We start from the raw sequence: 21125 nt of genomic DNA on the forward strand, positions 1-21125 counted from the left end.
ACAGTTGCACCCCTGTACATTAAGAAAATGAGAATTGTGTAAAGTTTTTTAATCAATTCTAAGCAATTCGTATCCGGAAGTTTAGCGTACTTTGACCCCGGTTCACTCTGTCTTTCTCAGGAATAGGTTCCCTAATGCAGATCGCCAATATGAGAGAAATACTTTACTTAGAAGTTCCTACCCCGGATATAGTCGCCGTCCGCACCTGGTTGCAACAGGAGTACAATCCAGCAGCAGGGGAGAAACTGCTCACGCCCGACGGTATCAGGCTGCAATTTTCCGATCCTGGGAGCCTTAGGAAAACGGATACAGCCCGAAATCCCGCGATTCCGCAACCCGAACTCTCCATTTTTCTTTGGTCGGTGCAGCGAACCACGTATCTGAAGGTCTTCCGTTGGACACAGAAGGCTGTCCCCGGTGAAAGAGAAATCCTGAAACAACTTACTACCAATCTGAGAAGCCGGTTTGCCCAACAATATCCAGAACCACCGGCGATTGATTTGTCAAAGCAGTCTATTTTTGAAGCTTTGGCTCACGATTACCCGGAAACAGTCCGCTTCTTTCAAAAAATGCCGAACGGGGAATATGACCTGAATCGTGTCTATTGGTGGGAGAAACGTTGGCGCGAGAGCGTTCGCAATCCGAAGCAGCCAGCACAGGTTATCTTCCGAGGAGACGGGGACAGGGGGAATAAAAAGGGAGATGAAGCCTTTACTGATTCCTCAGTCCTCCCCCCTCAGTCCTCTTCCTACGACCTGATTTATGTAGGTGGTGCCTTGGGCGTCATCCACGCTGCTGTCATGGCTCAACTCGGCTACCGGGTTCTATTGCTGGAACGGCTACCTTTCGGGCGGATGAACCGGGAGTGGAATATTTCCCGCGATGAATTTCAAAGCTTGATTGATTTAGGCTTATTTACTCCGGGGGAGTTTGAAAGCCTGATTGCAGCCGAATATGTAGACGGATTTCACAAATTCTTCGATGCCAATAATCCACCCAAGCTAAAAGCACAGGTATTGCATACCCCAACGGTGCTGAATGTGGGATTGGACGCCGAGAAACTACTGCGTCTGTGTGGGGAAAAACTCACCAAAGCGGGCGGGGAAATTTGGGATGAGACGGAGTTTATCCGGGCGGATATTGAGCGATCGCAAGTTACTGTGCAAGCGAAACATCTGCCCAGCCAAGCTCAACGCCAAGCCAGCGGACGTCTGCTGGTAGATGCGATGGGAACCGCTTCGCCGATTGCATGGCAGTTGAATGGAGGCCGCACTTTTGATAGTGTTTGCCCAACCGTCGGAGCTGTGGTTGCTAGCGGGTTTGAGCCGGGAGTATGGGATTCCAAATACGGGGATGTACTGAACAGTCACGGCGATATTTCGCGGGGACGCCAGCTGATTTGGGAGTTATTCCCGGCTGAAGGTGAGGAAGTTACCTTCTACTTGTTCCACTATCATCAGGTGCATCCTGAGAATCCCGGCTCATTATTAGAAATGTATGAAGATTTTTTCAACATTTTGCCAGAGTATCGCCGCTGCGATATGGAGAAGCTGGTGTGGAAAAAGCCGACATTTGGGTATATTCCGGGTCACTTTAGTGTTGGAAGTGGCGATCGCACGGTCGCCTTCGATCGACTGATTGGCATTGGCGATGCTGCCTCTCTCCAATCTCCCCTCGTCTTTACCGGCTTCGGTTCCCTGGTTCGCAATCTCTCCCGTTTAACCAACCTTCTCGATACCGCTCTCAAACATGACTTGCTCCAAGCCCGCCATTTAAACCAGATTCGCGCTTATCAAAGTAACGTCTCCGTTACCTGGCTATTTTCTAAAGGCATGATGGTTCCCACCGGCACCTATTTACCGCCGCAGCGAATTAACTCGATGCTGAATACCTTTTTTGGGCTTTTGGCGACAGAACCCCCAGAGGTGGCAGACACGTTTATTAAAGACCGAGTGAATTGGCTAACCTTCAATCGGCTGGCGCTAAAAGCCGCTTGGATCAATCCAGCTTTACTGTTATGGATTTGGGAACTCGCTGGTGCGAAGGATATCCTGCGCTGGTTGGGCAGCTATTTCAGCTTTACACGCTATGCCCTTGTTGTTTGGTTGCTGGGAGGTTGGTTTCCGAGCGCTATCCGGCGTCTACAACCCTCGCTAGAAAAACGCTATCCCGCTTTGTGGTTGTGGCTGCTGACTCAAAGCTATGCCCTCACTGCTGGGATGCGGCGTCCTCAAAAGAACCGTCAACTTTCCCCACGGGAAGGGCAGAGGCAAAAGCCATCGGAGAGGGTCGCGATTAAAAATTAAAAATTAAAAAAGCAAAATTTAAAAGAACAATTTTAAATTTTGCTTTTTTAATTTTTAATGTCTATGCGCCAGTTTTTCTGGGAAACGTTGGCAATTCTATCGCCGCCAACGATTTCCGCCCTTTGGGGGGACGTGTCGGATAAAGCAGGGGTGAGGGCCAGTTGGGTTGGGAGAGGATGGGGTCAGGGCGCTGGGCTGGCACAGCAGCCGGAAATTCTCTCCGGGATACCGTTTCCGTTTCTTCCTCAGCAGTGACTCCAGCATCTTCTGATGAGACTTCTGGTTCAGAAGGCTCAAAGATGAACGAGGATGAAGAAGTTAATTCGACCTCTTCTGGAAAATACCTCGTGCCCGGTTCATCGTTCTCATCTGGATCGAAACTGACAGCCAGCAGCAGCTCTTCCAATTCGTTCTCAATTGCGATATTTTCCTGGGCAGAAGCGATCGCTAATTCATCGCTGAAATCTTCATTGCCAGAAATTTCCAGCTCAGAGGGCATCAGAAAATCATCCATAAGTGGATCGGAGTCTGAGTCTAGCATTCCCCATTGCCATATCTCCTCTTCATCGGTGGCTCCAAGGCTCTCAGAGGCAGGTATTTCTTCTAAAGGCTCCCATTCCGTCGAAACGAAGGAGGTAGCGTCTGTAATCGGTGAATAAGCCGGAGGCGGTACTGAAATCTCCCAATTTTCCTCACTCTGGGCGGGTTCTTCTTGGAATGCTGATTGTGCTGACCAAGGTTGAATCGGCGGCGCTTTGGGGAGGAGGGATTGGGAATCGTGGGCGCTTTTGAGATGGCGGCGCGCCCAGGTAGGAGAAGGTCTGGTATCTGAATTGATTTCAGTAGGGGGAGGCATTTCCAGACACTTTTCTAACGCCGACTTGAATTGCAGGGTTTGGCGCTGCTGGCGTTGCAACCGGGTGCGGAGTTCGCGGATTGTATTTTCGCTTTGCAACAGTGCGTGAGATTGTTCGTTATAGCGTTGCTGGGTGAAGGCACATTCCCGTTCTAGCTGGGCGATGCGTTCTTGGCTGTTTTCCAGCTGTTCTGTGACGGTTTCAATTAAGATTTGTTGGCGCTGGGCAGCTTGATGAGACGATTCTAGTTCTCGGAACATCCGGGTGACTTGTTCTTGCGTCCCGTTGAGTTCTTGGGTTGTAGAGGTGAGGATATTTTCTTGAGCTTGCGATCGCTGTCTTTGCAATTGCAACGCCTCCTGACAATCCCCCAGTGCCTTCTCTAAGTGATTCACTCGGCTGACTAAGTCCCGATTGCGCTGACGCAACTCAGCCATCAGTGGAAACAAATTTCCCGCCTCTACAGACGATGACTGCGGCTCAGACTTTTCCCGATGCACCCTATCCCCATCATCAGTTGTCTTTGCGGCACCCACCTCATCGTCCACTAGCGCGGGTGGGCGATGAACTAAGCTGACGACTTCTATTACTTCCAGGATCTCGTCCTGTGCGGGTGCTGTCTCCTGTACAAGATGAAGGTTAGAATCTGTTTCATCCTTTACAGGATCGTCTATGGGAGGATCGGTTGATTCGGGGAAGGACTGGGACTGGTTAGCTTCTTGGGGGGTGTCAGCTTCACTCATTGCTCTGATTTAAGAGAAGGTCATGGGTGCTTGAAATGGACTGGCTGTCGCTCGATCAATTCACAGCTTTAGAAAGCGCCTAGATTGCAATAATTCTAATTAAGATTATTCCACGACGCTCTCGGAGTCACTCTACCATTTTCAAATTTCGCATCGACGAGGAAATCGAACTCAAATTGCTTGAGATGCAACGTCTAGAAGAAGTTTATGCCTTGGTTGATTCTTGCCGCACCTCCCTTCGGGAATGGCTTCTTTCATCGAAAAGTCCTGAAGATACCAAGATTTTTCATTTAGGGTGTTGTGTCCCGACAGAGCTATTCTGGCGCTAAAGCGTCATTCAACAAATCCCGATGCATCAGTGCCCGATCAACTAAGGACTGTATTTGATGGGGTGACAGGGGGTCGCCGTTGACGTAGTGTTCTAACCAAGTTTGACTAATCAAGTTGGGGTCGTCAGGCAATTGAGTTAAGTCCCACCCCGGCAGATTGAGTTCTTCCATCAGCAAGCTAACTTTGGGGTCGTAGCTGAGGGCGAAACAGCGACATTCTTGTGCTGCCGCCATAATTAAGCTGTGGTAGCGCATCCCGATTGCCATTTCGACGCCCTGGAATAATCCTTTCAATTCTCTAGGGTCATTGAGAGAAAAGATATGGCTGGCACCTGGTAATTGCGGTTGAATAGACTGAGCGATCGCTAGATCCTGACTTGCTTGAAATGGCACCAGTAAAATGCAGGTCTGAGTGGCTTTTTGAAAGTCAATCAAGGCGTGAGTTAAGTTGGCAAGTCGCGCGGGAGTCAGTTGGGGATGCGATCGCAAGGTGACGGCGACTCTCGGTGCCGGTAAATCCCATAGTCCCTTTACTGGCTTCGCGTCTAACGCCCAAACCGGGTCTGGGGCTTGGATATAGGGGATTTTCCAATTCATCAGCAGGGCAGCAGAGGCGCGATCGCGCACGCTGACGGCTTGGCAACCTGCGATCGCTTTTCGCGCAATCCAGCGAGTCAAATTGCGGTTCAAGGGGCCAATTCCCTGCGCCCAGGCAATGGTTTTCAATCCCCGCTTCTGGGCTAATCCCATCAATCCCCCGTAGTAGAGGGGACTTAGGGCACTGGTAGCATCTTGTATCAGACTCCCGCCCCCCCAGATGAAAACATCCGATTTGCGGAGTGCTTGCTGCACTGGTAAGAAAGCCTTGCGCGAACAACTTTCTACGCCATAGCGATCGCGCGTCTTTTTGGGATTCCCAGAAAGCACAATCGGCGTCACATCAGCTGGTAACATTTGCAGCAACGATGCCAGCAATGCTTCATCGCCTGCATTGCCCTGCCCATAATATCCACACAAAACCGCTCGAATCTGTCCCATGCTCAAACTTTACCAGCAAAGCCGAGCGGTACTATAAGAAAAAGAGTGATGAGTTTTGAATTTTGTTAGCGAAGCGATGCCTAGCACGGGTTGAGTTAAGACTTCTAATTCAAAACTTCAACCTTAACCCTCAAAAACTTCTTTATGCACGCACTCTCAATTCCTACCTGGATTATTCACGTTTCCAGCGTCATCGAGTGGATTGCCGCTATTTGGTTGATCTGGATCTACGGCGAAGTAACTCGCAATCGGGCTTGGTGGGGATTATCCTTTGCCATGCTACCGGCATTAGTCAGCGCCATGTGTGCCTGCACTTGGCACTATTTTGACAACCCAGAATCCTTAGAATGGCTGGTGACGCTTCAGGCGGCGATGACTTTGCTGGGTAACTTCACCCTTTTAGCGGCTGCTTGGTGGATTTGGCGTTCATCACCCGCTGCCAATCAAAAAGACGATGCGCCAATTATCTCTCCAAAGTCACGGTAATGTCTAAAGAAACCCTTTTTGCACTCTCTCTATTCCCCTATTTAGGCTTTCTTTGGTTTCTGACTCGAAGTGGGCAGATGCCGCGTTTAGCTTTAATTGGTTTCTACATGACGTTAGTTTTCGTGGGGGTCACGATTCCGGCTGGAATTTATGCCCAAGTTGGCTATGAGGAGTCCTTAGCAAATGTCGATTGGCTGCACGGGGGCGCAGAGGTTTTTCTGACGCTTTCTAATATTCTGATTGTGCTGGGATTTCGACAAGCGGTGATTCAAAAAAAGGCAAGTCTTTAAGTCAGGGAAACTTCACGCTTTCTGCCCTTGAGAAGATAAGTTTGCATTTCCCCTTTGCCTTTGACCTGAATCGAGCCTCTTTGCTCTAACGCATATCGACTCTGTAAGTATTCGTAAGTTGTAGCCGTTACTTGAATTTCACCGGGCAACCCGTGAGATTCCATCCGGCTAGCAATGTTCACGGTATCTCCCCAAAGGTCATAAATGAACTTTTTAGTGCCAATGACTCCAGCAACGACTGGGCCAGTATTAATCCCAATGCGGATGCTGAGTGCTTGGTTATGCTTGGCGTTGAATTGGGCAATTTCTTGTTGCATATCGATTGCCATTTGGGCGATCGCTTCTGCATGGTCGGGTCGGGGTTCGGGAAGACCTCCTACTACCATGTAGGCATCGCCAATTGTCTTAATTTTCTCCAAGTTATGCTGTTCGGTGAGGCGATCGAACCCAGAGAAGATTTCGTTCAGCAACCAGACAAGTTCTTTGGGTGATATTTTTTCTGAAAGCTGAGTAAAATTAACCAAATCAGCAAATAAAATCGTGACTTCGGCAAATCCATCGGCAATGTTACTTTGCCCATCTTTGAGCTGTCTAGCAATCGGCTCTGGCAAGATATTCAGGAGCAGGTTTTCAGACTTTTCCTGTTCCACCGTCAGTTCCTGATTTGCCTCCTGTAATTGCATCGTGCGTTCAATGACGCGCAACTCTAGCTCCTTGGAAGTTTGACGCAGTCTACCAATCACGAGGGCAATTCCTAATAGCCCTAGTAGAGACAGTAGCGCTAACATTACGAAAGTTCCTTGCAGTCCTGTTTGAGTCTTTGCCATGAACTCATCCAGCGGACTAGAGATTTCCAAAACTCCTCGAACATCCCCCACTTTCCAGTCTTTTTTGGGACTATCAACGTGGGTATTGTGGCAAGCAACGCAGCTAGCCTTCATGAGATCGGCTTGTGCATATCGCAATGACAAACGCCCTTGAAACTTCTCTAAACGAACAAAGGGTCGATCGGGATGTTGCCTCAAGGCGCGAAGCGCTTCCCACTCAAAATTGTCTCTGGGGCCGCCTGTCGCTTGCCGCTGGCGAAAGGGATACTCACTATAGAGTCGGACTGACATCCCAGGATTTTTTTGGGCGAGGCGCTGACTGAGTTCTATCAAGAATGTTGCTGGTACGGGAATTGCCTTTTCTTGAGTGGCGTAGTTGTCAGTAATCGTAATTTCAGGAACTGCTTCTATCCGCGGTATGATCTCGGAGCTGTAGAGGGTGCGTGCTTCCTCTATCGCTTGGGCATACAAGGCTGCATTCTGAAGTGCTTGTGATTGAATTAGGTTTGACGAGAGATGGGACATATTCCACAAAGCTCCCGCTATCCCAGCACATAATAGGAGTGTCAAAACCAGAATCGTCTGTTTATTCAGCAGTTGAATGATTTTTGCTAGACTTTTCGCAATTAACTGGCGAATTGTACGCCTATCTCCAGGGGAGCCTTGCAGATTCATTGAATCTCTCCTACTGTTTCATCTAGCGATACCTTTGTTCCAAGCAGAACACCCTTTAGTTTCTTTTCATCTTCTAAGCTACGACAAGTTTAACTGGGCTACCACAGTTAAACCAGGTTTCCAGTAGCTTGGTAAAAGTGTGAGGCTTGTTCTAGCGCTATAAAGAAAAAAGTCTCATGTCAAGGTTTTACAACCTTTTTTTATCTAAATATTAGGTTTTACTGACTAAAGGTTGATGCTGTTCAGGATTTATTTTAATAATAGAAATTTCTCACTGGGTTATTAATACTTAGTTCTTCCTTCTCCGTATAGCGGCGCTCTCTTCGCGGGGTGCAAGGGTTATCTCTATCATTTTAGCGTCTCAATTACGACTTTTCAGACATTCTCTTATACCCACCAAATAGAAGTAACCAGACGACTACAATTAGCCAATGGATTGCTACTGGCAGCCATAGAGAACCACTTTGAAAATAGGCAAGAGTACAAATAACACCTAGAAGTGCTGCCAAGAATAGAAAAACTGGATTAAAAAAAGTCTGGAGTCCATCTGGGTAGAAAGTTACGGCATTGAGTGGATGATAGATAATAAACATTGCTAAACTGATACCTCCCCACAGCCACAGAGTAGCAGGAGTAGCATTTTCTGTAGGATGAGGGAGTAGTAAAATGCGAAAGAATAACTCTTCAGATATCGCGGGAGAAAAGAAACAACGGGCGATTACGCCGACAATGATTTCCCAGGATGTTTCTATATCAAGTTTTAGAAAACCCAAGTTGAATCCGATAGGGAGTGAAATTAGGGCATATATCAGTACCAATGCAGCGGAATACAGCCAAGCTTGGGCATTAGGAAGTGTAGAGGTAGATGCAATCAAGCGATGGACGATTCCCAGGTTTTGCGAAAGCGCGATCGCATTTATTGAAAGCTCAAATGTGGCTGCGATCGCTGGCACATTACTAATATACGCATCAACCATTAAAGATATTTCCTTAGATAGATACTTTTCAAAATTTAATTTTACTACTGAGAGCCTTTCTCGCTACGTAAAGTAATCTTCTAGTGTCATTTACTATCGACTAGATAAATATTTCTCAGGAAGGGCAAAAATTACCAACGATAGAAAAATTTTTTCTGAATAAAAAAGGTAGCACGAGAAGTACATACGGTTAAGTTTAAACTCCTCTTCCTGCTGCGTAAACCTTTGAAAGCTTGGTGTTCAAAAACATATTGTTACGCAAGTTTACGAAACTTTCTCTTGATGAGAATCTCTACCTGCTGGAAGAGATATTTGTCAAATCCCTGTGACAAACTTCGAGAATTAGCACAGCTTTAATAACAAAAATTCTCAATTTGACTTTGGAGGGACATTATGGGAATCGGCGATATGTTCAGAAACATACCCGGTTTGAATAGGGAAGGAGGCGATCGAGATCGGGAGTACCGCGATCGCAATGAAGATCGGGAATATCGCGATCGCAATGAAGATCGGGAGTACCGCGATCGCGATAGGTATCGTGGCAGTAATGACGATGATGATGACGATGATGATCGCAGAGATAGATATCGTAGTGAACATCGCGATGATGATGACGACGATGATGACGAACATAAGCGCAGCCATCGCCGCAAACACCATGATGATGATGATGACGACGATTAAAATAGTCGGGTTGGATTAACCATCCACACAATCTGTTAAAGGATTAAATGGCGTTAGCTCAATAGCTGACGCCATTCCTGCTTAAAATGAACCCAGGCAATACTTTTGAGCTAAAAAGCTGTTGTAGACAAGAAAAAACAGATGCAGAATTCATCACCCCCGGCGGGACAAATCCGCGCTCATGTAATCGTTTCAGGAACTGTTCAGGGAGTTGGCTTTCGGTTCTCAACGTTGGATGAAGCGATCCAGTTAGGCGTCAGCGGCTGGGTGCAGAATCTCCCCGATGGGCGTGTAGAAGCTGTTTTTGAAGGAAGTAAGGTAGATGTTGAAGAGGTAATTCAATGGTGTCACAAAGGGCCACCTGCTGCTATGGTGAAAGCGGTGGCGGTTGAGTACGAAACGCCGGAAGGACTGCGCGGATTTGAAATGTGGCGATAGAGGCAATTTTAACAGGTAGCAATGACTCCACTTCTACGGCGATCGCCAGCGCCGGTTATGACTCCTTGCGAATTTTCCATGACGCTATGAACGCCACCGAAAAACATATTCTTCTGTTTCCAGAAAATTAATTCATTACTACCCGGAAGCATCAGGTTTTTAAGTTCTTCTTCGCTAAAGCCTGGTTCAAGATTGAAAATATCACTTTCCCAGTGAACGCGAGGATTATTCACCGCTGCATCAACGTCCATTTCAAAATCAATAATATTGGAAATCACCTGTAAAATTGCGGTTCTAATGCGGTTCGATCCACCGGAACCTAAGACAATCTCTGGTTGATTATTCTTCAGTACGATAGTCGGAGCCATCATTGAAGAAATTCGCGTATTCTCTTCCCAGTTATGAAATCCATGCGGATTTAAATCGGCTTCTCCTAGCATATTATTAAGCATGATGCCAGTTCCCGGAATCACATAAGAAGACCCCTCACCGTTGGAAGTGGTAACACTCGCCGCATTGCCTTCGCTATCAACCACACTGATATGAGTAGTGCTTCCCCATTTATTGACAACTTCAGTTAATTGATTTTCATAAATAGCTAAATGTTCAGATGATAAAAAAGTTTGGGCAATATCTTCTGTATGAGTATAAGCGTTATATCCATCCTTTCTAGCTTCATTAGTTAGACGCATCACATGAGCTAATATTTCTAAATGGCGAGAACTGCCAAACTCCATATCAGCTAAATCAACTTTTGAAAGCAGCTCTAAAGCAAAAGCAATCAAAATGCCGCCAGAGCTGGGTGGCGGATTTGTTAAAAAGGTGTTCCCCCGGTAATTCATAACCAGAGGATTTCTCTCAATCACTTGATAATTTTTAAGGTCTTCTAAGGTTAAATAACCTCCATAATCTTGGCAATCATTAACTAAGCATTGGGCAATTTCACCCTCGTAAAATTCTCTAATTCCACTTTCAGCTAAATAAGTTAACGTATCAGCAAAATCCCTCATCAAGACGGTTCCTCCAGGCTGGACAAGTTTCCCCTCTGGGGCAAAAACTTGCTGCATCTCTTTAGAGCCAAGCAGCATGGGGCTGAGGATTGTCAAACAGTAATAGGTAAAATCGTTTAGTTCAACACCCGTTTTTGCATAACGGATTGCCGGTTCAGCAACCACATTAAAAGGTAATCTACCTAATTTTTTATGAACGTGGAAAACGCCCTTGAGGTTTCCTGGGACAGCCATTGAGCCAAGCCCAATATGGAACTCTTGAACTGCATCGCCAAAATTAATCCCGACTGGATAAAAATTAAGCTGTTCCTGGCTCTTTTTCTGTCGTGGCGTTTGAGAAAAAAAGTCAAACAAAATATTTTGATTATCCTGAGTATGAGCTAAAAGAAACCCACCACCCCCGGCAGATGTCAGCGCAGTTTCAGTAACGCAAGATGCTAGGATTGCAGCCGCCGCCGCATCAAATGCATTTCCCCCTAATTGGAGCATTTCAATTCCAGCTTCGGCAGTTTTTTGATGTCCAGCGGCGATCGCACCGTGAGTTTTTTTATGCATAAATATTGAGTACGGAAAGCTAGAGGTAATAGAAGCTAGGTAGTCAGTATGTAGGACGCTGGCGCTATATTCATTAAAGCTCGTTTGATGCTGCTGTGAGTATTAATCAAAAAATTGGCTAAGGGCGATCGCGCTTTCTTATATTTGCATGATGAGAGTACCACGAGCGTCGGATCGCGATTGGATACAATAAAATTGGTAGGAAAAACGAAATGATATTCCCGACTTTACTAGAAATCAAGGATTCTATCTGTGCCTTATGCCTCGAAAAACAACAGTGCTTGCTGAAACGGATGACTCCGTAAGGGTAGAAGAGGCAACATACACAAGATAAACTTGCTAATTTTAAATGCAGGGAAAACTACCTGAGATACTTGGAGTGCTAAGCATCCTAGCAGAAATCGCTGAAATCAATGAGGAATTACCGTTGCTGAAATGAATGGCTTAGCTAGCAACCCTAGGAGAGTCAGCGAAGCGATCGCTCTCAGCTTGGGTCAGGGTGCATTCAGGTAGCGATCGCTTCGCCAAGATTTGCTGTGGGGAATGCTTGCAGCTAGGGTTCAGCGTTTTTATTAATTTTTTTATCTAAGTTAGATGAATTTTTTCACCCTGTCTATAACATTACATTTGGACTTCAATCCCTAACGCATACAAAAACCAGGAATCATACCCGATGGAAACCCAATTATTCAACACTCATATTGAAGAGTCGCATATTCTCTTAACTCCAAATGAAGTTAAATCAAAATTACCTTTAACAGATGAGGCGGAAAAAACCGTTTTAAACTTTAGGAATGAAATAGAGGATATCCTAGATGGGAAAGATAGTCGAAAATTTATTGTAGTTGGCCCTTGTTCTATCCATGATATAAAGTCGGCTGAAGAATATGCTTATAGGCTAAAAAATCTCTCCGACCGAGTGAATGATAAGCTGCTGCTGATCATGAGAGTGTATTTTGAAAAACCAAGGACTACCGTGGGATGGAAAGGATTAATTAACGATCCGGATATGGATGATTCTTTCCAAATAGAAAAGGGTTTATTAACTGCACGGAATTTGCTAATCAAAATAACTGAATTGGGATTACCCGCTGCTACAGAAGCTCTCGATCCTATAGTCCCTCAATATATTGGCGAATTGATTGCATGGTCTGCGATTGGGGCACGCACAACCGAATCGCAAACTCACCGCGAAATGGCAAGCGGACTTTCAATGCCTGTGGGTTTTAAAAATGGTACTGATGGTAGCGTTCAAGTCGCTTTAAATGCTCTGGAGTCAGCTAGAAAACCTCACCATTTTCTAGGAATTAATGCAACGGGACAGGTGAGCATTTTTAAAACAAAAGGAAATGCTTACGGTCATATTATTTTACGGGGCGGTGCTAAACAGCCTAACTTTGATGCTGCGAATGTAAAAATTGCGGAGGAAAAATTAAAAGCGGCTAATTTACCTCCAAAAATTGTCATTGACTGTAGTCACGGAAATTCAAATAAAGACTATAAAAAACAGTCGGCAGTTTTTGAAAATGTTATTCAACAAATAGTGGAGAAAAATTTATCTATCGTTGGCATGATGCTGGAATCAAATTTGTATGAAGGCAGTCAACCTATTCCTAGCCAATTAGAGGAATTAAAATATGGTGTTTCGGTAACGGATAAATGTATTAGTTGGGAGGAAACCGAAAAAATTATCTTAGCTGCTTACGAAAAATTAAAATAAAAAAGCAGTTTCTTGAGAGTAAGAACTGACAAGTTTGCACTTCACTACCACAGGCGCTTTTAGTATCGGTGAAAGTAGTTTCACCGATACTGACAAACTAACTGTTTTCTTGCCCTGATTGGAAAGGATGCCCGCCCACACCCAGTTGTTCTTTTGAATCTTCCAACTGTTTCCAAAGCATTTCAATGTCTTGGAAAGCTTTCTCTAGAGGAATTTTGCCATTGCTTGCCAGACAACTGATATAAGTTACTCGTTGGGCAAATTCTTGTAGATTTGCATTAAAAACCAAATTTTCTGGTTTTACATCACCGTTATAGCGGCTGTGAGAGTATAAAAAATTAGAAGTCGCTAACATTTAATTTAGCTCCGCTTATGAGATTCTGTATCTTATTCTTACTATGCACTGCAACCTCTGTCGGGATAAGTGATAGCTGTCTACAAAAAAAGTGACACCTATCAGCCTGAAGAGTGATGAAACTAATAAATAAGAGTGAAAGTCCTATGCTGAGTGACGACAAGCTAAATAGAATGCGATAGCGAAGCGCTGACTTGTCAGTTCGCACTCTTGCGTTGCTTGTGATTTGCATCACAAACAACGCCCTTGGATTTTGCGCGTATCAACTGCTATAGCGGTTCTAACGTTCAGTAGAGGCTTTTTGATTGCCATGCCCATACTGATGTATGACACCCAAACTAGAATTCCTATAGACAAAGGGATCGCTTTTAGAGCTTAAATTGCCGAACAGGGTTGATGCTCTCCGGACGCGATCGCGTTAGTCGTCTACAGTAAAATTGTCAGGAAATATTTGAGGAAAGATCAACAATGTCTTTGCAAGAATTAAAAAATCAAGCAGATCAATTATCGGTGAGCGATCTCTTGGAATTAGTGAGTGCGCTCATCGAGTCGCTTCGACACGAACTCCACCCCCCCCGCCCTCGTAAAGGCGCAGCGGAACGATTGATGGGACTAGCGAAAACGGATCGAACACCGCCAACAGATACGGAAGTTGAGGCAATGTTAGAAGAAAGGTTGGTGGAGAAATATCTGAAATGAAGGTATTAATAGATACCAACATTATGCTGGATGGGCTGCTGGAAAGAGAACCATTCAATGAGGATGCTAGAGCTTTATTCCAGGCTATCGACTTAGGGCAGATTCAGGGGTATGTCACAGCAACCACCTTAACTGATATCTTCTACATTGTTAGAAAGCAGACACAGAGCCTTGAACGGGCGAGACTTGCTGTAATTGAGACACTAGAAGTTATGGAAGTGTGCCTTGTTGACCATTTGAGATTGGAGAGAGCGATCGCATCTAATTTGAGAGATTTTGAAGATGCACTCCAATTAGCTTGTGCGATCGCCGATCGTCTTGATGCCATTGTGACCCGCGATTCTCAGGGTTTCGCGGGTGCTACTTTGCCGATTTTGTTCGTCAGTGAGTTACGAGATCGTCTGTCGCCAGCCTTGGACTAAAGTAGCGCTCGCATAAATTTATCTAATCTGTCCATGCCTTTCTCAATCGAGTTCATATCCGTCGCGTAGGATAAACGGATGTGGTCATCGGCACCAAAAGCAATTCCTGGAATGGCAGCAACTTGCTGAGATTCTAGTAAAGCATCACAGAATTCTAGAGAAGTTAAACCCGTCTTGCCGATATTAATAAACAAATAGAAAGCACCGTCAGGCTTGGCGCAACTGAGTCCAGAAATGGCGTTAAGACGTTCTAACATTACCTTTCGCCGTTCGGCAAAGGCAAGGCGCATTTGTTCCACACACTCTTGAGAACTTTCCAAAGCAGCGATCGCGCCAAATTGTGCAAAAGTACACACATTTGAGGTGCTGTGTCCTTGGATGGTACTCATTGTTTTAATCAATTTTTCGGGACCTGCGAGATAACCAATTCGCCAACCCGTCATTGAGTAAGCTTTCGCAAACCCATTGCTAATGAGGGTGCGCTCAAAAATCTCTTGCCCCAGCGAACCAATACTAATCTGTTGCACTCCTTCATAGATAATCTTTTCGTAAATCTCATCAGAGACAACTAGAATATCTTTCTCCACCACCACCTCTGCCAATGCTGCCAACTCTGCTGGCGTATAGACGATGCCGGTGGGATTAGAAGGGGAATTGAGGACAAAGAGCTTCGTCCGTTCGGTACAAGATGCGCGGAGTTGATCCGGCGTAATTTTGTAGCCGGTGGAGGCATCTGTCTGGACAATCACCGGAGTCCCACCCGCCAGAACCACCATATCCGGATAACTGAGCCAGTAGGGGGCGGGGATAATCACCTCATCTCCCGCCTCAATCAGCGCCATGTGCAGGTTATAGAGGGAATGTTTGCCACCATTGGTAACGATGACATTTTCAGCCATGTAGCTGAGTCCATTATCAGTTTGTAGCTTGCGAGCGATCGCTTGCCTTAACTTCGGTTCCCCAGCCGCTGGGCCGTACTTGGTCTTGCCCTCGTCTAACGCTTTTTGGGCAGCGACTTTGATATGCGTCGGGGTGTCGAAATCCGGTTCCCCAGCACTGAAACTACAAACATCCATTCCTTCCGCCTTCATCGCCTTGGCTTTAGCTGCGATCGCCAATGTTAAAGAAGGCTGTACTTGCTCCACTCGTGCTGCCAGCTTCATCCTTACCCCACTCGTGAGACTAACTTAGAGAGCCATTGCCAAAGTAACTTAGCTTGTGTGATCGCGTTGCGCTGACTTGCCAGTTCGCACTTGGTAACTCTCTAGTCTTTCAGAGTATCCTGCAATCAGACTCCAGGTTGGCATTTTTTTTACTTTTTCAACTGAATTCCTGGTTCTTACCCATATTCTGACGATTCACACCCAGGCACAAAGCCACCAAGGAAACACAAAATTTTCCATTTTAGTGTCTTTGTACCTTAGGGGTTCTTAAAAAACACGCTTTGGGGCTTATCCATCTGGAGAAACAGACCCCGCGCTCAAGCAATGGTTACATCTGGTGACAGATAAACATCTTGGATGGCGTTAAATAGCTTCACTCCCTCCTCAAACGGACGCTGGAAGGTTTTGCGACCGGAAATTAATCCAGTACCCCCAGCCCGTTTGTTAATGACGGCGGTGCGAATTGCTTCGGCAAAGTCGTTTTTCCCCGATGCACCTCCGGAATTAATCAATCCAGCGCGACCAGAGTAGCAATTCAGCACCTGGTAGCGGGTAAGGTCAATTGGATGGTCGGTCGTCAGGTCAGTGTAAACCCGGTCGTGGGTTTTGCCGTAACTTTCACCTGCGGCTTTGGCAACCGCAGCATATCCGTTGTTACATTCAGGCAGCTTTTGTTTAATGATGTCTGCTTGAATGGTCACGCCCAAGTGATTTGCCTGAGCCGTGAGATCCCCTGCCAGGTGATAGTCTTTGTCTTGCTTAAAAGCATTGTTTCGGAGATAACACCAAAGGATGGTTGCCATCCCATATTCGTGGGCGAGTTCAAATGCTTGGCTGACTTCCTGAATTTGGCGCGTGGATTGATCTGAACCAAAGTAAATCGTTGCCCCGACCGCAGTTGCCCCCAAATTCCAAGCTTGCTCGATCGAGGCAAACATTATCTGGTCAAATTGATTGGGGTAGGTGAGCAGTTCGTTGTGGTTAATCTTGAGAATGAAGGGGATTTTGTGGGCATACTTGCGAGAAACCATGCCCAAAACGCCCAGCGTGGTAGCAACGGCATTGCAACCGGCAGCGATCGCAAGTTTGACGATATTCTCAGGATCGAAATACATCGGGTTGGGTGCAAAAGAAGCACCAGCTGAGTGTTCGATGCCTTGGTCTACTGGCAGGATGGAAAGATAGCCAGTATTGGCTAAACGCCCGGTTGAATACAGTTGCTGGAGACTTCGCAGCACTTGCGGGTTGCGATCGCTACTGGCAAAAATTCGGTCTACGAAATCAGGCCCTGGCAGATGCAGTAAATTTTTGGAAATCTTCGCTTTGTGAGTCAGAAGGTCTTCTGCTTCTTGACCAAGATTCGACTCTAGAAAACTGGGCATAGATAGCGTAGTAGTCATAGCCGTTTTCCTGAAAACTTTAATTTTGGTGGGCAGTACTGATGCACAGAAAAGGGATAATCAATCGAGAGTTTTGTTAGGGTAGCGCGTTTTTCATTTTGAGTTTTGTGTTTAAAATGCTTTATTCAAAACTCAGCACTCCAATTCCAATTACCGCCTGTCTTTACTTAACGAGAGAACATCCATAAAACCTAGCGTACCGCTTCAAGTTTCAACTTGCTCTTTAGGTGGAAATCCGTGCTGTTCTCTACCCGGTGATCCGTCGTACTTCTTTGATGTTTTGTAAAGTTCAAAGCGCCCATCAGCAGCATAGGTTGCATAACGCGATCGCACTGCTTGCATTTCCTCTGGAGTCATCGGCGTGAAACCCCTGGCAATATTCAAGTTTTGGCGCAGCACTTGTAGCGAGTCAATCCCACTCACCGTGGTCGCCACGGGAAGACTCATAGCATAGCGTAGCGCTTCTTGAACGGTGACAACGCCTGCTTTAATCGGTTCGCCCTCACCGCCGAGACTTTTCATCCCAATAGCGGCAATCCCACGCTTGTTGAGTTCTGGGAGAACTTGTTTCTCAAAGCTGCGAAAGCTGGCGTCAAAACAATTCAGCGGCAGTTGCACAGTATCAAAGGGATAATCATAGGAAAGCATTTTCAGGTGAATTGCCGGATCTTTGTGACCTGTAAAGCCGACAAACCGAACTTTACCCTGCCGCTTGGCTTCATCTAAAGCCTCCATAACGCCCCCTTTCGCGAAATGTCTTTCCGGGTCGTTGTCGTAAACAACTTCATGAACTTGCCACAGGTCGATATAATCCGTCTTCAGACGCCGCAAAGATTGCTCTAGTTGCTGCATGGCGACTTTGCGATCGCGTCCGTGGGTACAAACTTTTGTCATCACAAAAGCTTTATCCCGTCTACCTTGCAGCGCCTTACCCATCCGTTGTTCGCTAACGCCTTCGTTATATTCCCAGGCGTTGTCCATAAAGGTGACGCCAGCATCCAGCGCTTCCTGAACAATCCGGATCGCTTCTGGTTCGTTTGGAACCCCCAAGTGAAAGCCGCCAAGTGTCAGCGCCGAAACTTCTACGCCAGTGCGTCCGAGTTTTCGGCGCGGGATTTCGCCTGGTTTTATTGGCGTTGCCTGAGAGGTTGGCGATAGATTTGTCTCAGCATTGACTTGTAGGTGTGGGTGTAGCAAGATGCGATCGGCGATCGCTACTCCGGCTCCCAAAACGCCAAGTCGTTGCAGAAACTGCCTGCGCTTCCAGTTCAGAATCTCTGGGCGACGATTCTCGGCTGCGTTATCATCATGTGCATCTGGCATCGGCTTACCCGGCTGATTTCACTCATTTCTTCTTCAGAATTAATATTTTTGTTAGTTTATTTTCACCTGTCTCTAGATAGGTTATTGACTATCTCTCAAAAATCCAATTTATAAAAATTTAATCTTTTATCCAAGCGATTAATAACAAATATGATTTTCCAATGCACCACTGCACTTGTCACTTTGGCAACCGTTGACCTTGAACTTTTGGTGCCTTTCTATACCAATTTGCTCAACCAAAATCCGAATCCATACATTCCAACTATTTACGCTGAATTTCAATTGTCTGGATTGCGATTAGGAATCTTTCGACCTAAAGAAACGCACGTTTCCGAGTTTGAATCTACTAAAAGTGGAATGAGTTTGTGTTTAGAAGTGACTGATTTGGAAGGGGCAATTTCTCACCTAACTGCCCTCGGATACCCACCACCTGGAGAAATTTTTATCGCTTCTCACGGTAGAGAAATCTATGCTTACGATCCCCTCGGGAATCGGTTAATTCTTCACCAGGCATTTGCTATTTGTTAGGATTTATGACTCTCAGGGCATTGCCTAACCGATGCATCTGTTGTTTTTTCTAGAGTTTTCCCAACTTCCAAACATCTTTAATTTCATTGCTTCTACCTACGTAGCTAATTTTTCAAGGATGTAGATACATTGCTTGATAATTTATTTAAAATCATTAGATAGTGTGAAAATTTAGATTTTATTCAGATTCCAAAATCCAAATTTAAAAACAGGATTACTGTAGGTAAACGGCTAAATCCGAAAAGCTACAAAAACTATAAATGAGTAAGAGGATGGAGAGAATCTGCATGATTCGCAAATGGGGCGAGGGCATGAGAGTTTCACGTACCCACATTGACGTCGCAGCTCCGATTGCGAAGCTTGAACTTAAAACTAGATAAGGCCAATCTCTGGTAACTTCCCAGCTCATCAGTAAACCGATAGATAACCCGGTCATTAGCAACTCGATAAACAAAGGTGGATTGTATTGACTAGAAAAAACTAAGGTGCGCCACCAAAATTGTAAAGGTCTCATCGATCAGTTGTTAGTTGTTAAAAGAGCCATTAACGATGAGGCATTAACTGTTAGTTCATCGTTAATAAAAAATATCAATACGGGACTATAGCTTAAGATAATCAAAATTAAACCGTTTGGCTATCTGCTCAGAGGCGCATCTGGCGGGGGAGTTCCAGGGAAAATCTGCCGATTGTGCTGTTGCAAATCAGCGATCGCTTCTTGTGTCTCAACTTGGGGAAACTCCTCATAGAAGCGGCTGACACTGAGGAATGGATCGGGAGTCTGGAGGATAATCACGCGATCGCTCCAAGATAATAGCCAATCGCCCAATCCTATCGGTGCTACCGGGCTGCAAACCCAAACCGCAGCGGGTTCTTGGGCTTTCAAAGCATAAGCGGCGGCTGCCATTGTCATGCCGGTGGCGATGCCATCGTCAATTAAAATAGCGATCGCACCGCGAGGACTCACAGATAAGCAACTAGGGGAAAGCTGACTGTATAGCGCCGCCGCTTTTTCTTGGGCTTGGTGCAGCGCCGCTTCCCGTAGCTGATTATTTTCTTGATCTTTACGCGATCGCTTTGCCTGGTACCAGATAACGTGCCCATCTGACGTCACGGCACCAATCGCTAGTTCTGGGTTTTCGGGACGGGTAATTTTTTTAGCGACAACGATATCCACCGGGCAACCGAGACAGCGTGCTACCGGCACAGCCACCGGAATGCCGCCGCGAGGCAGTGCATAAACGATAGGCTGAACGCTCAATCCTTGAGCCTGGAGCTGCTTAATCTCTGCCAGAATAAGTTGAGCTAGCTGCTCACCGGCAGTAATGCGATCGCGGAAAATTGGAACAGATGACATGGCACCCTCCAGAAGTTGGCAGTGCGCTCGCCTCTATAATGGCTGATTTTCGCCAGATAAGGCAGGAATCGAGAGTCCATCCAAAGTATGAACTATCCAAGGCAAAGTGTGAAGCTACTTGCAGTCTGAGAGTAACCGGAAGCTTAGAGAAGCAAAAATCCTTTAGCTTCTAGCCGTGGGGAGTGTCAATATTGTTAGGATTATTTCGGAAAAACAATAGACTAGCTGCCAAATTCATGCCCAGCGAAGACCAACTCAGCCTTTTTGACACCTCAGGGATTAGCGAATCTGCCACCCCCCAGCCTCAAGCACTAGAACTGATTCCAACAAGTGCCAAAATTCCCATTCCTGCTGGCACTTATCAAACAATGGCTCAGATGGCTGAGCATTGCAACCAATGCTATCGCTGTCGATTGGGAGAAACCCGCACAAACGCCGTAGTTGGACGTGGCAATCTCCAGGCACCCATCATGATTGTGGGGGAAGCGCCCGGTCAACATGAAGACGAAAAAGGCGAGCCATTTGTCGGTAAATCGGGTCAGTTGCTAGATAAAATACTCGCGTCGGTGCAGCTAGATGTAGAACAGGATGTCTACATCGCCAATATTAATAAGTGTCGTCCTCCCGCCAATCGGGTTCCCACTCCCGATGAAATCGCCGCTTGCAAACCGTATCTGTTGGAACAGATTCGCATGGTAGACCCGAAAATTATCCTATTAACGGGCGCTACAGCAGTGAAAGGATTAACTGGCGATAAAAGAGGCATTACTAAAATTCGCGGCACCTGGATGGAGTGGGAAGGACGCCTGTGTATGCCGATTCTGCACCCAGCCTACCTGCTACGGAATCCTGCCCGTGAAGCGGGCAGCCCCAAATGGTTGATGTGGCAGGATATTCAAGCAGTACGGGCAAAGTTGGATGAAATCCGCAGTTCTCCAGCGTAATT

General features: G+C 46.1%; 21 protein-coding genes. 10 read left to right on the forward strand and 11 right to left on the reverse strand.

The genetic code is table 11. The features are described from left to right. Window positions 1–149: 149 nt before the first annotated feature. Window positions 150–2306: a flavin-dependent dehydrogenase gene (locus tag H6H02_RS06220; RefSeq protein WP_190815694.1), complete on the forward strand. Its 2157-nt coding sequence runs from the start codon at window positions 150–152 to the stop codon at window positions 2304–2306. A 61-nt stretch (window positions 2307–2367) separates the two neighbouring features. Here H6H02_RS06220 and H6H02_RS06225 read toward each other — a convergent pair whose 3' ends face one another. Then, entirely contained in the window at window positions 2368–3906 is a 1539-nt protein-coding gene (locus H6H02_RS06225) for a hypothetical protein (RefSeq protein ID WP_190815696.1), read from the reverse strand. Between the two features lie 314 nt (window positions 3907–4220). Next, the gene (csaB, locus tag H6H02_RS06230) at window positions 4221–5273 is read right to left on the reverse strand and encodes a polysaccharide pyruvyl transferase CsaB (protein WP_190815698.1); all 1053 of its coding nucleotides are present in this window, start codon (window positions 5271–5273) and stop codon (window positions 4221–4223) included. 144 nt (window positions 5274–5417) lie between these two features. Here csaB and H6H02_RS06235 point away from each other — a divergent pair, with 144 nt between their 5' ends. Together H6H02_RS06235 and H6H02_RS06240 are read left to right on the forward strand one after the other, a co-directional pair. After that, window positions 5418–5759 carry a DUF2499 domain-containing protein gene (locus H6H02_RS06235; RefSeq protein WP_190815700.1) on the forward strand — a complete coding sequence of 114 codons (342 nt, stop codon included), beginning with the start codon at window positions 5418–5420 and terminating at the stop codon, window positions 5757–5759. Continuing rightward, window positions 5759–6049 carry a DUF3593 domain-containing protein gene (locus H6H02_RS06240; RefSeq protein ID WP_190815702.1) on the forward strand — a complete coding sequence of 97 codons (291 nt, stop codon included), beginning with the start codon at window positions 5759–5761 and terminating at the stop codon, window positions 6047–6049. Before H6H02_RS06235 ends, H6H02_RS06240 begins: the two co-directional genes overlap by 1 nt. Here the strand turns inward: H6H02_RS06240 and H6H02_RS06245 are convergent. Together H6H02_RS06245 and H6H02_RS06250 are read right to left on the reverse strand one after the other, a co-directional pair. Continuing rightward, entirely contained in the window at window positions 6046–7551 is a 1506-nt protein-coding gene (locus H6H02_RS06245; RefSeq protein ID WP_190815704.1) for an adenylate/guanylate cyclase domain-containing protein, read from the reverse strand. The genes H6H02_RS06240 and H6H02_RS06245 overlap by 4 nt on opposite strands. 365 nt (window positions 7552–7916) lie before the next feature. Then, a complete protein-coding gene (locus H6H02_RS06250) occupies window positions 7917–8528 on the reverse strand; it encodes a CPBP family glutamic-type intramembrane protease (protein WP_190815706.1) in 612 nt (203 codons plus the stop codon). A 408-nt stretch (window positions 8529–8936) separates the two neighbouring features. On the opposite strand from H6H02_RS06250, the gene H6H02_RS06255 reads away from it, so the two are divergent. Further along, a complete protein-coding gene (locus tag H6H02_RS06255; RefSeq protein WP_242040581.1) occupies window positions 8937–9212 on the forward strand; it encodes a hypothetical protein in 276 nt (91 codons plus the stop codon). 141 nt (window positions 9213–9353) lie between these two features. After that, on the forward strand, window positions 9354–9650 hold the full coding sequence (locus H6H02_RS06260; protein ID WP_190815711.1) for an acylphosphatase: 297 nt from the start codon (window positions 9354–9356) through the stop codon (window positions 9648–9650). An 8-nt stretch (window positions 9651–9658) separates the two neighbouring features. Here H6H02_RS06260 and ggt read toward each other — a convergent pair whose 3' ends face one another. Then, window positions 9659–11215, reverse strand: a complete 1557-nt coding sequence (ggt, locus tag H6H02_RS06265) for a gamma-glutamyltransferase (protein ID WP_190815713.1) — start codon at window positions 11213–11215, stop codon at window positions 9659–9661. A 673-nt stretch (window positions 11216–11888) separates the two neighbouring features. Here ggt and H6H02_RS06270 point away from each other — a divergent pair. Continuing rightward, on the forward strand, window positions 11889–12935 hold the full coding sequence (locus H6H02_RS06270; protein ID WP_190815715.1) for a 3-deoxy-7-phosphoheptulonate synthase: 1047 nt from the start codon (window positions 11889–11891) through the stop codon (window positions 12933–12935). A gap of 97 nt (window positions 12936–13032) precedes the next feature. Here H6H02_RS06270 and H6H02_RS06275 read toward each other — a convergent pair whose 3' ends face one another. Then, complete coding sequence (locus tag H6H02_RS06275; RefSeq protein WP_190815717.1) at window positions 13033–13290, reverse strand: hypothetical protein; 258 nt, start codon at window positions 13288–13290, stop codon at window positions 13033–13035. A 468-nt stretch (window positions 13291–13758) separates the two neighbouring features. On the opposite strand from H6H02_RS06275, the gene H6H02_RS06280 reads away from it, so the two are divergent. Both H6H02_RS06280 and H6H02_RS06285 read left to right on the forward strand, forming a co-directional pair. After that, complete coding sequence (locus tag H6H02_RS06280) at window positions 13759–13989, forward strand: hypothetical protein (protein ID WP_190815720.1); 231 nt, start codon at window positions 13759–13761, stop codon at window positions 13987–13989. Beyond that, window positions 13986–14411 carry a PIN domain-containing protein gene (locus tag H6H02_RS06285; protein WP_190815721.1) on the forward strand — a complete coding sequence of 142 codons (426 nt, stop codon included), beginning with the start codon at window positions 13986–13988 and terminating at the stop codon, window positions 14409–14411. Before H6H02_RS06280 ends, H6H02_RS06285 begins: the two co-directional genes overlap by 4 nt. Here H6H02_RS06285 and H6H02_RS06290 read toward each other — a convergent pair. The 3 genes from H6H02_RS06290 to H6H02_RS06300 form a co-directional block, all read right to left on the reverse strand. Then, a complete protein-coding gene (locus tag H6H02_RS06290; RefSeq protein ID WP_190815723.1) occupies window positions 14408–15574 on the reverse strand; it encodes a pyridoxal phosphate-dependent aminotransferase in 1167 nt (388 codons plus the stop codon). The genes H6H02_RS06285 and H6H02_RS06290 overlap by 4 nt on opposite strands. A gap of 317 nt (window positions 15575–15891) precedes the next feature. After that, window positions 15892–16974, reverse strand: a complete 1083-nt coding sequence (locus H6H02_RS06295) for a class I fructose-bisphosphate aldolase (protein WP_190815725.1) — start codon at window positions 16972–16974, stop codon at window positions 15892–15894. Window positions 16975–17178: 204 nt separating this feature from the next. Then, a complete protein-coding gene (locus tag H6H02_RS06300) occupies window positions 17179–18297 on the reverse strand; it encodes an aldo/keto reductase (RefSeq protein ID WP_190815727.1) in 1119 nt (372 codons plus the stop codon). 150 nt (window positions 18298–18447) lie between these two features. Between H6H02_RS06300 and H6H02_RS06305 the strand changes: the two genes are divergently transcribed. After that, a complete protein-coding gene (locus H6H02_RS06305; protein WP_190815729.1) occupies window positions 18448–18825 on the forward strand; it encodes a VOC family protein in 378 nt (125 codons plus the stop codon). Window positions 18826–19039: 214 nt separating this feature from the next. Here the strand turns inward: H6H02_RS06305 and H6H02_RS06310 are convergent, their stop codons facing one another. Both H6H02_RS06310 and H6H02_RS06315 read right to left on the reverse strand, forming a co-directional pair. Beyond that, the gene (locus H6H02_RS06310) at window positions 19040–19339 is read right to left on the reverse strand and encodes a hypothetical protein (RefSeq protein WP_190815732.1); all 300 of its coding nucleotides are present in this window, start codon (window positions 19337–19339) and stop codon (window positions 19040–19042) included. 120 nt (window positions 19340–19459) lie between these two features. Then, entirely contained in the window at window positions 19460–20179 is a 720-nt protein-coding gene (locus tag H6H02_RS06315; protein WP_190815734.1) for a phosphoribosyltransferase family protein, read from the reverse strand. A gap of 236 nt (window positions 20180–20415) precedes the next feature. On the opposite strand from H6H02_RS06315, the gene H6H02_RS06320 reads away from it, so the two are divergent. Then, entirely contained in the window at window positions 20416–21123 is a 708-nt protein-coding gene (locus H6H02_RS06320; RefSeq protein ID WP_190815736.1) for a uracil-DNA glycosylase, read from the forward strand. The last annotated feature ends 2 nt before the right edge of the window (window positions 21124–21125 follow it).

This window comes from Coleofasciculus sp. FACHB-1120 (genome assembly GCF_014698845.1).
Lineage (GTDB): Bacteria > Cyanobacteriota > Cyanobacteriia > Cyanobacteriales > FACHB-T130 > FACHB-T130.